This window comes from Parabacteroides sp. PM6-13 (genome assembly GCF_029892605.1).
Taxonomy (GTDB): Bacteria; Bacteroidota; Bacteroidia; order Bacteroidales; family Tannerellaceae; genus QVMG01.
In genome coordinates, this window is sequence record NZ_JARXWF010000002.1 from 314797 (window position 1) to 327161 (window position 12365).

A 12365-nucleotide genomic window follows, 5' to 3' on the forward strand; every position below is an offset into this window, starting at 1 on the left:
TTATTTTCCAGTTTATTAAATCGTTAGCCATGGCTCTCGAGAACATCTACTATATACTCTCTTTCATATCGATTGGTGTCACATTCGGATTTGGGATATGCTTTCTCACCCTCTCTATCTCCAAACGATCCGGCCTGCATAGCTACCGCCTCTCGCGGAAAGTCATGGCCTTCTCCTACCTTAGCTTCAGCCTGCTTGCCATCCTCGAGTTAGGAACCAACGGTGGTGACTATTCCGCCACCTTCGCTCAGGCGCTCACCCTCTCAGTCGCCTCCCTGCAAGCCCTGTTGTTTACCTATACCCTGATCGGGCTTATCAATATACATTTCGTCACCTGGCGGAAAATCACCACCGAACTATTCGTTATCCTCGGATTCTCCGTAGTCATTTTCAGCACCCTTTACAGCGGTCAGCCCCATAGGTTTTCCGTCATTTTCTACCTTTTCACCGTCTATTACGCCTCTTTATTGCTTCGTTACACCTACCTGTTTTTGAAACATTACAAGATATACACCTACAACCTCGACAACTATTACATCGCGCAGGAAAAGCTTCGCCTCCGGTGGGTGCGCATCGCCTTTTTCATGGCATTGGCCATAGGCATCATGGCGCTTAGCTCCGCCCTTTTCTCTTCATTGCTTACCTCCATCTGTTTTTCCTGTATTCATATTATCTTTTATTGCTTTTTCGGCGTCAAATTCATTAACTACGCCTTCCTCTTCCAGCGGATCAAACCGATCATCGTCACCAAGACCCCGACCGACACCAAAATATCCTATGCCGGCACGCAGCAACTGGAAACAGAAATAGCCAAATGGGTCGAAACGAAACAATACCTCAACAGCCGCCTAACCATCGAGAAGGTAGCCCATCAGCTCAATACCAATCGCACCTACCTCTCCCATTACATCAACCATACCCTCAATAAAACCTTCACGGAATGGATCTATGAGCTCCGTATCCGCGAGGCTCAGCAGCTCCTACTCCTCCACCCTACCCAACCGGTTTACGAAATCGCCTTTATGGTCGGCTATACCGACAAAAGCAATTTTGGTCGCCACTTCAATAAATACACGGGCACCACGCCCCTACTCTGGAGAAAAAGCGCGGGGGAGTCAAAAATATGATAACCCAAAGAGGCATATCAACCATTTCCGCCTCTTCCTTGTTATAGGTATAGTAGAAAATAGAAAGTAGAAAATTATGAAACGAAAAAATGTTTGTTTGACGGTTGCGGCCGTCGTATGTTTGTTCACCCTGTCCGGTTGTAACAACAAGAAGAAAGAGTCGGCTCCGGCAGAAGAGAAAACAACGGTGGTAGCCGACGCGCACAATTCAAAGAACTCCTTAGACTATGAAGGCACCTACGCGGGCACCACGCCTTGCGCGGATTGCTCCGGTATCGAGGTAGAGATCACCTTGACAGGTGATCAATACAAGAAAAAGATGGTCTATCTGGGTAAAGAAGATAACAACACCTTTGAAGTGTCCGGCGCCTATAGCTGGAACGATGCCGGCAGTATCATTATCCTGAACAACGACAATACAGAGCAATATCAGGTAGGCGAAAACGCCCTCTTTATGCTCGATGAAAAGGGAGAACGCATCACCGGTGATTTGGCGGAGATGTATATCCTTCGGAAGAAATTATAACAAACAGAGAGAGACGGCTCTCCGCTTCTACAGATTTTTCTGAAAATCGGAAGGGGAGAGTCCCGTTGATTTCTTAAAGGCACGATAGAAAGAGATCCGGTCGTTAAACCCGGAGTCATAAGCTATCTGCTCCATAGAGTGACGCGTAGAGGGTGGCTTACTCCTATCGGATTCCATCAGGAGGATAGCCTCTTTTACACGATACTCATTGATGAAAGTATTGAAATTATTGCCGGTAGAACGATTGATTGCCTGCGAAAGCGTTACGCGGTTGACACCCATCATTTTGGAAAGATTACCCAATGTAAGTGTTGAGTCTTGATATAGTTCATCGCGCAGAATACACCCCCGAACAGCTTCAAACAGCTCTCGATCGCTTTCCGTAGGATATTGCTTCCCCGTTCTGATCTCCTCCGCTTCTTCACCCTCATTTTTTATACCCGCTTGGTAATTATCACCCGCGGCCCACTCCCGGCTTCTCTTTACCAACTCTTTGTAGGCGTGTCGGTTTTTTATGTTCAATCGAACAATGAATATAAACAACAACAGAAACACAAGACAGGCGACAAACAACAAAAAGGCGATCCGCATGAAGAAGGTCTCTTTCACCTGTGTCAGATGAAGCTCTTCCTCTTTCAGCCGGGTATTATGTTCGATCTGTCCGGCGATCACCTTCAGTGAACGTTCGGCCTTTTCAATCTCTTTCACCAGCCGCCTCTCCGTTTCCAAAGCCTCCAGTGCTTTCCGGGCATCGCCTTTGTATTTATAGGCATAATACAACTGACTGGCGGAATTACACATATCGCCCTTCTTATTTCTCTCTTCAGCAAAAGCGTACGACTCCTCCGAGGCGGCAATGGCCTCGTCGTATCGACCCGCGCAGATATAATAAGAAGATAATATATTGAGACCGATAGGCGTCTGATCCGGTATTTTCAGGCAGGCCTCCACGCTGTATTCGATATGTTCCCACGCTTTATCTAATTCCCCCAAGGCACAATAATTCAGCCCGAGCGCGGCATGCGATATTTTAGATTCCGGTCGGTAGCGCAATCCCTTTTGCAACAGATCAATGCTGTAAGTCAGACTATCGCGCCGCCCTTTTGTCATGGGAGTAAACATATCCTTATAGGCATCGAACCCGGCATAATAGACCTGGGAGAGACCGAAACAGGCAGAGTCGATCGCGTCGGAATCGTTGAGTTGATAGGCAATCTCCTCCGATTTCCGGTAATATTCTTCGGAATGGAAGCCTTCGACGGTATTACTGCTTCGCGAAGTCTCCCCGATCGCGTAATAGATATGGCATTTTTCCTTTTCACTCATCGGGTATTGAGCCGCCTTCAGAAAATAATCGAGCGACATATCCGCCAGTCCCTGCCCGTAATACAACCTTCCGACATTATAATAAGCCTGAAAAACGGCCGAAGAATCGCCTTTTTGAATCACACCCTGCAAAAATTGATTGGCAAGGCCTAATCCTTTTTCATATTCCCCACTCAGCATCGAACGGGTGACTAAGATATTGGTCAGCATCATTTCCTGATCCACATCATGCTTATCATGAGCCAGCTTATTCTTTTCGAGGATAAGGGGCAGTAAAGAATCGGGTAGGATCCGGCTCTGATACATACGGTATGCTTCCGGATCGAAGTCTCCATCCGCAAAAGAATGTTCAATCTCCTCCCGCTGACAAGAGAAAAAGATGAAAATCCATAAAAACAGAAACACATAACTATATCGCTGACGTACAAGTATCACAACACAACTAATAAATTAAATTTCGTTTGGTCTATTACACAAAGATAAACACTGAAATTGAATTTCTTTCACTTTTGAATCAAATTCTCTACTTTTGGATCTTCAATAAACCCGTATAAAAAATCGGCAAACGGCCGGTAAACAATAAGTATGGCAAAAAAGATAAAAACTGTCTGTGTCTATTGCGCGTCGAGCACCCAAATCGACCCGGTATATTTTGAAGCGGCAGACCGCTTAGGGGAGTTGTTAGGGCGGCAGGAACTGCGTGTCGTCAACGGAGCCGGTTCCATCGGATTGATGCGAGCAGTATCCGACGCGACCTTGAAAGCCGGCGGCACCGTGACCGGGGTGATCCCCCATTTTATGGTGAAAGAGAACTGGCATCACCCCCACCTGACAGAGATGATCGAGGTGGAGACCATGCATCAGCGCAAGCAGACCATGGCAGACCTCTCGGATGCCGTTATCGCCCTGCCCGGAGGCTGTGGCACACTGGAGGAGCTGTTGGAGATCATCACCTGGAAGCAATTAGGACTTTACCAGCATCCGATTGTGATCCTCAATACCAATCATTACTTCGCCCCCCTGATCACGATGTTACAGCGCGCTGTCGACGAGCAATTCATGCGCCCGCAGCATCAGGCGATGTGGGCGGTTGCCGAAACACCCGAAGAGGCGGTCGACCTGATCTACTCCATGCCTTTATGGGATAAAAGCCTGCGAAAAATCGCGGCGATATAACCGAAAAAAAAATTCTCACCCGCATGAGAATTTTTTCTCACCCGGGTGAGAATAAAATTATCTTTGCATTTTATTCTTATTGAACATGCTATCAGACATTCAGAATATACCTATTGAGGCATACGATTATCCGTTACCGGATGAGCGTATCGCTAAGTTTCCTTTAGCTAAAAGGGACGAGTCCAAACTGCTGCTTTTCAACGAGGGAAAGGTGGGAGAAAGTGTTTTCAAAAACCTGCCCGACTACCTACCACCCCAGTCACTGTTGGTGTTTAATAATACCCGGGTGATACAGGCACGACTGCTTTTCCGGAAGGAGACGGGTGCCCGTGTGGAGGTGTTTTGCTTAGAGCCTGCCGCGCCACGCGACTATGCGATGATTTTTCAGCAGCGGGAACGTTGCAGTTGGATATGCCTGGTGGGCAACCTGAAGAAATGGAAAGAGGGTTTATTAACGCGTGAGATTCTTATCGACGGTGAAAAGGTCATACTCACAGCCGAGAAGAAAGCGACGTATGGCGATACCCATCAGATCGAGTTTGCCTGGGATCATCCCGATTGCACTTTTGCCGATCTATTGGATGCGGCGGGAGTATTACCCATCCCTCCTTACCTGCACCGGGAGACCGAGGAGAGCGACCTGGATAGCTACCAAACGGTCTATTCGCGCATCAAAGGATCGGTGGCAGCACCTACCGCGGGGCTTCATTTCACACCCGAGGTATTGGCTGATCTCGACCGGAAAGGCTTCGGACGCGAAGAATTGACCTTGCATGTCGGTGCCGGCACCTTCCGCCCGGTGAAGAGCGAAACGATTGCCGATCACGAGATGCATACGGAGTTTATATCCGTTCCCCGCGCAGCCATCGAACATATCAAACAAAACATCGGGCAGATCATTGCCGTCGGAACCACCTCCGTCCGGACATTGGAGAGCCTCTATTATATCGGCACAAAGTTGTCCGCCACGCCGGATGCCGACGCGGATTCGCTGGTGGTCGACCAATGGATGCCCTACCGCGAGGAGAGCAACCGGCTGACAACCGAGGAGGCGTTGCAATATATCTTGGATTACCTGGATCGGACAGGAAGCGACCGGTTGATCACCGCCACGCAGATCATGATTGCTCCGGGCTATCAGTTTCATGTCGTTCGCGGGATCATCACCAATTTCCACCAGCCTAAAAGCACCTTATTGTTGCTTATCTCCGCTTTTGTGGGGGGCAACTGGAAAGCGATGTATGACTACGCGCTTGCAAACGATTTCCGTTTTCTGAGTTATGGCGATAGTTCTTTACTCTTATAATAAGGCAATAACCAGGCATTTCCTGCGTTAATTAGTCATGATAAAAACGCGTTTGTCATATTATTTACTCTTCGTTGCTTTGGGTTCGTTATTGTTTTCCTGCAAAACGGCCAAACTAAGCGATGCCGAAGAGAAGCAGGCGATCGGGGAATATTACGAAGCCGCCGCCATCTATCGCAAGGTGTATCAGAAAACCTCTTCCCAAAAGCGTGATCTCAGAGGCTATGTAGCCTTTCGGATGGCGGAGTGCAACCGGTTGATTAACTACACACCGCGGGCATCCGGTGCCTATATGAACGCGTTGCGCTATAATTATCCCGACAGCGTGGTCTATCTCCGCCTGGGGCAGATGTACCAGAAAGAGGGGAAATACAACGAGGCCATTAAGTATTACGAAGAATACCTCGCCGGTCACCCCGACCATATCTTGGCGCAAAACGGACTGACAGGCAGCCAGCTGGCGCCGGAGATGCGGAAGAACCCGACCCGTTACACGGTGAAGCGGATGGATAAGTTCAACTCGCGGCGCGGGGAGTTCAGCCCGATGCTAACGGGAGAGAACTACGATAAGCTCTATTTCGCCTCTTCCCGTCCGAATAAGGCGTTGGAAAATCAGCAGATAAGCGCTATTACCGGCACCAACAGCAACGATTTATACGAGATTTCCCAGGATGAAAACGGCAACTGGCAGGCGCCCACCCCTGTGGAGGGAGGCGTGAACACCGAGTTCGACGAAGGCACCCCTTCGTTTACGGCGGATGGAAGCACTATGTATTACACCTACTGTGCCAGTGACCCGGTCGACGCGCGTACGGCGGAGATCTACCGTTCGCAGCGAAGCAGCGCGCAATGGGGCAAAGGCGAGAAGGTGGCGCTGGTGAAAGACTCCATCACCCCATTGGCTCATCCGGCCATTTCACCGGATGGTAAATTCCTCTATTTCGTTTCCGATGCCGTAGGTGGCTTCGGTGGAAAGGATATTTTCCGGGCGAGGGCGATAGGGACGGGCTTCGGACCGATGGAGAACCTGGGGCCGGAGATCAATACCCCGGGCGACGAAATGTTTCCCTATGTGCGCGATTCGGTCACGATCTATTTTGCCTCTAACGGACATCCGGGCATGGGCGGATTGGATCTCTTCAAAGCCACGCAAGACAGCACCGGACACTGGACGGTAGAGAATATGGGGTATCCGGTCAATTCGATGGCGGATGACTTCGGCATCACCTTTGCCGGACGACAGGAACGGGGATTCTTCAGCTCGAACCGGAACGATGCCCGGGGCTACGACCACCTGTATTCGTTTGAATATCCGACGGTGACTATATTGATCGAAGGTTTTGTATTGGATGTCGAGGAATATCCGATCGAAGAGGCAGTGATCCGTATCGTTGGGCGCGATGGCTTGAATGTGCGGGTGCCTGTACGCAAAGACGGAAGCTACCGCGTGGAATTGGAACGCGACATCAGTTATGTGATGATGGCCAGCGCGCGAGGCTATCTCAATCAGAATTTCGACCTCAAGACCGGCCCGGAGGAGGAGAACGAGACCTATATCGTTGATTTCTTCCTTTCACCTCTCCATGAGCCGGTGGTTATAGAAAACATATTCTACGACTTCGACCGAGCTACCTTGCGCCCCGAATCGAAAGAGGCGTTGGACGAGATGATCAAGATGCTCGATGATAATCCGAATGTAACCATCGAACTACGCGCCCATACCGACCGCAAAGGGACCGAAGCCTACAACGAGGGATTGGCACAACGCCGTGCCCAATCGGTCGTAGACTATCTGATTGCTGCTGGCATCGACAAAGAACGTCTGGAAGCCAAAGGATATGGCAAAACCACTCCCAAGGAGATCACGAAGCGAATGGCGGAAAACTACGACTTCCTGCAGGAGGGAACGGTGTTGACCGAAGAGTTTATCCTTACGCTTACTCCCGAACAACAGGAGATAGCCGACCAGATCAATCGACGGACTGAATTTAAAGTGGTGCGTACGAATTACAACCTTTTCTAATATGCGGCAAAAATGTATCTGGGTGATCATCTGGCTGCTGGCCACCGGCTCTCTGTTGGCGGAGGGCATGCCTGTTGATAGCCTCACCAAGAAAAGAGATCCGCAATTTCTGGCCATCAATATGATGGGAGGTGTGGTGCTTCCTACCAATGCCTATATCAAAGCTGGAAACAGGATGCCGGCGTATAGTGCTTTGTCGTTGAAATATGGGTTCGCCTCTTCGGGAGAGAGCTGGCAAGATGTGGCCTACGGGATGCCTTACTATGGTATTGGCTTTTACAGCGCACGCTTTTTTCACAAAAAAGCCTTAGGGAACCCCTTCTCGCTTTACCTGTTTCAAGGAGCCCGGATCCGGGATTTCAGCCGGAAAACCTGGTTGGGCTTCGAGTTGAACCTGGGTATGTCGTTCAACTGGAAAGCCTATGATGCCTTTGATAATCCGGACAATATCGCGTTGGGATCGGCCGTCAATATTCATGTGGGCGCCAATCTTTACATGACCACCTCCCTGTCGAAACGGGTCGATCTGCGTTACGGCCTGGGCGTTTCCCATTTCTCGAACGGAGCGCAGCAATTGCCCAATAAGGGATTGAATATGGCAGCTCCCTTTGTCGAAGTGGTGTATAAGCTGCAGGACGACAAGGAGAAGCCTTCTGTCGACAAGGAGCTGACGCCACCACCGGTTGACCCGCATTTCAATTACGACTTGACATTCACCTCCACCACCCGGCAGATCTGGATGGATACGTTGGGTACGAACCTACCAAGCCGTTTGATTGACAAGAACTTCAAAGTGTTTGGCGTGAGCTTCTCCGCTTTATACACCAAAAACTATAAATACCGCTGGGGGCCGAGCGTTGAGATCGTGTATGACGAAAGCTCGGGCGCACATGCCTGGCGACAGCAACATCCGGTGGATGGCAAATACTACGACCGCATCCGCTTAGCGCCTTTTTTCGAGCGTCTTTCGTTGGGTGTCTCTCTCCGGGGCGAAGTTACCTATCCGCACCACTCCTTCTTTTGCAATCTGGGATACAACCTATTGCATGGCAACAGTTATGACTTTCGTTTTTATCAGATCCTGGGCGTAAAGGCCTATCTGAAAGAGAACATATTCGGCACCTTCGGCATTCGAGCCGCCCGGTTTAGTAAAGCGCAATACCTCTATTGGAGCATTGGCTATACGATTCCCGGGAAACCGCTCAAAAGCAAAGTGACCTTACAATAATGCTTTAGCTCTTTTTCTCCTTTTGTTCCTTTTTCTCCTTTTCCAATACCTTTTGCATTTCCTTGTGTTGCTCGAAGTTTGAATCCATTCGTTCTTTATCTTTATCGGGCATCTCCGGTAGTTCGTTGATCAGTTGCCGCAAATCAATCAGATGTAACGTACTCTTTTTCCCATCGGGCGACAACATCGGTTCTTCCGATACGGAGCGGAAAAACATATCATTGTAGAGCGATTCAAAGAAATAACGATGATAATGGAAGAAAGAGGGTTTATATTGATCGGCCACTTTCAGTGCCTCCCGGACATAGAGCACACGAGCAAACAGGCCTTTTTTTCGGGATACGTCACTTTGATAATACTCTATGCGGGATACATTGATGCCGGAAAGGTGACTCAATAGAGCTATATTCTCTGGCTCTTCCTGCCACGCTTTGTAGTAGAGTCGATCCGATTCGGCAATATTACCATCTTTCCGGAATGTCTCGGCACGGAATTTCAGCAACTGACGCACATAAATCGGTAATGCCTCCATATTCTTTTCTGCCTTATCCAGAAAAGCGTGCCCCATTTTGCGGTCGTATGTTTTGCCAAGCGACGAACCCAAGAGCAAGCAGACATCGATTTGTGTTGTGTCGGCAGCGTATGCCTCCTGCAACGGTTCGATCGCATTCATGAATTGCCCCGCATAATAACGGCTGACACCTGCGTATTTCAGGGTCAAAAAGGTCGAGTCGCCCTCTACCAATAATTGGGTGTAAAGCGAATCGGCTTCCGGATACAGCTTATTCATATAGAGCGTCATGGCTTTATTACGCTCCAGTTGGCGGTTGTTCGGGTTATAGTATAGGGCGGTGTCGCAAACCGTCAAGGCGAAATGTGCCGACTCGCCTCCGATGCGAAGCATGGTGTTGATCAGTGCGCTGGCCAGCGATGCATTCTCTTTGTTATATTGATACGCCAAGTGGTAACAGGCCTCCGCTGGCTGCAAATCGCCCATCTGGGTATAACAGTCGCCCATGCTACGCAACAGGACAGGGTTCGTCTCATCATTCATCAACAGGAATTCATACTTTTCGATGGCCGCTTCATACTCTCCCAGCTGCTGATGCAGGCGAGCAATCTGGTAGTTCGCGTAGAAATTGGCCGTATCAACCTGCAACACCGAATTAAAATAATGCTCGGCATCCTTCGCACGCCCCATATTCACCGCCATGCGGCCTAAGGTATTCCGCATATCCACATTGGTGGTATCCATCTGTAGGCACATACTATAATGGCGATAAGCCTCGGGATAGCGCAACAATCCTTCATACGCCTGGCCGATCGCCTGCAGGTTGGTATAGGTAGAATCGGTTGCGGAGAGCGTTTCCGCCTGTTCCAACACCTCTTTGTACTTGCGTTGACCTACTAATTCTTGCAATGAGATCTCCTGGGCCGCTCCGGTAAGGGTGAAGCAGCAGAACAATAACAACAACTTTTTCATATGTTTATTTATTTATCTATTGAAGTCTGAAATGTATGGGCATTGTATATCTTACCCGAACCGGCTTGCCTCTTTGCTCGCCCGGTTCCCACTTAGGCATCGAAGTAACCACCCGCAAAGCCTCCCTATCCAAAGAGGGATCTTGTCCGCGAACGATCTCCGCTTCTACGATCGAGCCGTCTTTCTCTACCACGAAGGAGACAACGACACGCCCCTGAATCCCATTCTCCTGCGCGATGAGGGGATATTTGATGGAACGATTTATATAGCGTAATAATTCCGCATCGCCTGTCGCAAAGCTGGGCATCTTTTCAACCACCGTAAAGACCATCTTTTCCGCCTCCTCTTCCTGCATACGGAACTCTATCGGCATCGAATATTTCACGTTAACGGCCTTTCCTCGTTGTCTGCCCGGTTCCCATTTTGGCAATTCACTGACAACACGAATAGCCTCTGCATCCAAGGAGGGGAAAACACCAGAAATCACTTCCGGATGGCGCACCACCCCATCGCTACCAATAACAAAAGAGACCACGACCCGGCCGCTTATCCCTTGCTCCATGGCATCTTGAGGATAGCGTATGTTATTATTGATATGAGCTACCAAGGCAGCGTCGCCCTGTGCAAACCGGGGCATTTGCTCTACCACGGTGAAGATCTGACTCTCCGCCTTATTTTCTACAACAGCCTCCTCAACCACCACAGGAGCCGTAAAAGGCTGAGCGGGTTCATGGGTAGGTGCTTCGACCATTTTTTCAATGGCTATGGTGAGTTCGGGAAGAGGATTTTCGACATTGACAAGGATTGTCTTTTCGACCGGCAATATGGCCTGCCCGACATCCTGAGCAATCCGAGCCAGGGCTTCTATATTGCTCAAGACCATCAAGACTCCCAACAGCGGAATAAAAGTCAGGTATTTTGTTCGGCTTATGCCTTTGCTGCGCTTTTTATTCATCATGCCGATGCGGTTCTTCAAGTGCAACACATTGAAGCTGTTATACAGATGAACCGTCTCGCTATGATGCGCCAAGCCCAATAGGTGATATTGATAGCTGCGACAGTCATAGCCCGATTCCAACACCCGGTTGTCGGCCAGATATTCCAGGTTATGACGCACCTCTCTTTTCAACAGCCAAACGAAGGGATTAAACCAACAAACGATGGTGATCAGTTCGCTTACTATGACATCTAAGGAGTGCCATTGATTGACATGCGTCTTCTCATGCGTAAGGATTTCCGCCAATTCCGGTTCCGAATGGCTCTCCGGATGAATAAAGATCAATTTGAAAAAAGAGAATGGCCCGGCCGGTTTGCGCAATAGATGCACCGGTGTTCCCTGCAACAGCTCTTTTTTGCTCTTGCGAGCCAGCCACAGAATGCTTATCAGTTGCGTAGTAAAACGAACAATAAAGAAGAGAACCAAGGCGCCATAAATAATCCACAAACCGGTAGTTAATAGCTCTTTCCAAGCAAAAGCAGAAGCCGCCTCCCCAGCGGTCGCCGTTACGCCCGGCGTGATCATCGAAGAATAGATCAGTATGACCTCCGCCATCGGTTCCTGCGCCTTTAACCAGTCCTGGATGTTAAACAGGGGGTAAATCAATGCCAAAGCAAAGAAGGCTAACAGAATCGTTCGGCGCAGCTTAAAGAAGGTGTCTTTATAGAAAAAGAGCCGGTAGAAGGCATAAAAGAGTGCAAAAGCAACATTCACCTTCAAAAAGTAGGCAAATTCGGGACTCATAGGCAGAAAGAATTGATAGGTTATTCTTTTCCTTTTTCAATCATATGGATAATCTCTTTCAGATCGTCAGACGAGATCTTTTGCTCCTTGGCAAAGAAAGAGACCATTTCCTTGTAAGAATCGGCAAAGTAGTTGGTCACAACACCGCTCATGAACGTTCGTTTGTATTCGCTTTTTGCTATTAAAGAATAATATTGATAGGTATTGCCACAACGACGAGCCTTCACATACTTCTTACGTTCCAGGTTCTTAATGACCGACGCCAACGTAGTGTAAGGAGGCTTTTCCTCTTCCTCAAAAGTGGCCAACACATCCTTTACGAAGCAAGGTTCCGTACGCCAGACACGGCGCATAACATCCTCTTCCTGTATGGTTAATTTTTCCATGATACATGTTTTTATGATACGATCTCACAAATCTACGATTCGA

Annotated in this window: 10 protein-coding genes; 6 read left to right on the forward strand and 4 right to left on the reverse strand. The window is 48.9% G+C overall.

Features of this window, described 5'->3' with window-relative positions:
• The first annotated feature begins 29 nt into the window (after positions 1–29).
• Both M2134_RS03325 and M2134_RS03330 read left to right on the forward strand, forming a co-directional pair.
• A complete protein-coding gene (locus tag M2134_RS03325; protein WP_280751956.1) occupies positions 30–1127 on the forward strand; it encodes a helix-turn-helix domain-containing protein in 1098 nt (365 codons plus the stop codon).
• A 76-nt stretch (positions 1128–1203) separates the two neighbouring features.
• On the forward strand, positions 1204–1653 hold the full coding sequence (locus M2134_RS03330; protein ID WP_280751955.1) for a copper resistance protein NlpE: 450 nt from the start codon (positions 1204–1206) through the stop codon (positions 1651–1653).
• Positions 1654–1680: 27 nt separating this feature from the next.
• Here M2134_RS03330 and M2134_RS03335 read toward each other — a convergent pair whose 3' ends face one another.
• Entirely contained in the window at positions 1681–3414 is a 1734-nt protein-coding gene (locus M2134_RS03335; RefSeq protein WP_280751954.1) for a helix-turn-helix domain-containing protein, read from the reverse strand.
• Positions 3415–3564: 150 nt separating this feature from the next.
• Between M2134_RS03335 and M2134_RS03340 the strand changes: the two genes are divergently transcribed.
• The 4 genes from M2134_RS03340 (at position 3565) to M2134_RS03355 (ending at position 8712) form a co-directional block, all read left to right on the forward strand.
• Positions 3565–4155, forward strand: a complete 591-nt coding sequence (locus M2134_RS03340; protein ID WP_280751953.1) for a TIGR00730 family Rossman fold protein — start codon at positions 3565–3567, stop codon at positions 4153–4155.
• Positions 4156–4240: 85 nt separating this feature from the next.
• Positions 4241–5461: an S-adenosylmethionine:tRNA ribosyltransferase-isomerase gene (locus M2134_RS03345; RefSeq protein WP_280751952.1), complete on the forward strand. Its 1221-nt coding sequence runs from the start codon at positions 4241–4243 to the stop codon at positions 5459–5461.
• Positions 5462–5498: 37 nt separating this feature from the next.
• Positions 5499–7484: an OmpA family protein gene (locus M2134_RS03350; RefSeq protein ID WP_280751951.1), complete on the forward strand. Its 1986-nt coding sequence runs from the start codon at positions 5499–5501 to the stop codon at positions 7482–7484.
• 1 nt (position 7485) lies between these two features.
• Positions 7486–8712: an acyloxyacyl hydrolase gene (locus M2134_RS03355; protein ID WP_280751950.1), complete on the forward strand. Its 1227-nt coding sequence runs from the start codon at positions 7486–7488 to the stop codon at positions 8710–8712.
• Positions 8713–8716: 4 nt separating this feature from the next.
• On the opposite strand, the gene M2134_RS03360 is transcribed toward M2134_RS03355, so the two are convergent.
• Genes M2134_RS03360 through M2134_RS03370 form a run of 3 tightly spaced genes read right to left on the reverse strand, consistent with a single transcriptional unit; the run spans position 8717 to position 12322 of the window.
• Positions 8717–10195, reverse strand: coding sequence for a hypothetical protein (locus M2134_RS03360; protein ID WP_280751949.1), 1479 nt, complete (start codon positions 10193–10195; stop codon positions 8717–8719).
• 16 nt (positions 10196–10211) lie between these two features.
• The gene (locus M2134_RS03365; RefSeq protein WP_280751948.1) at positions 10212–11936 is read right to left on the reverse strand and encodes a M56 family metallopeptidase; all 1725 of its coding nucleotides are present in this window, start codon (positions 11934–11936) and stop codon (positions 10212–10214) included.
• 20 nt (positions 11937–11956) lie between these two features.
• Positions 11957–12322 (reverse strand): BlaI/MecI/CopY family transcriptional regulator, encoded by a 366-nt coding sequence (locus tag M2134_RS03370; protein ID WP_280751947.1) that lies wholly within the window; start codon positions 12320–12322, stop codon positions 11957–11959.
• Positions 12323–12365: the final 43 nt, after the last annotated feature.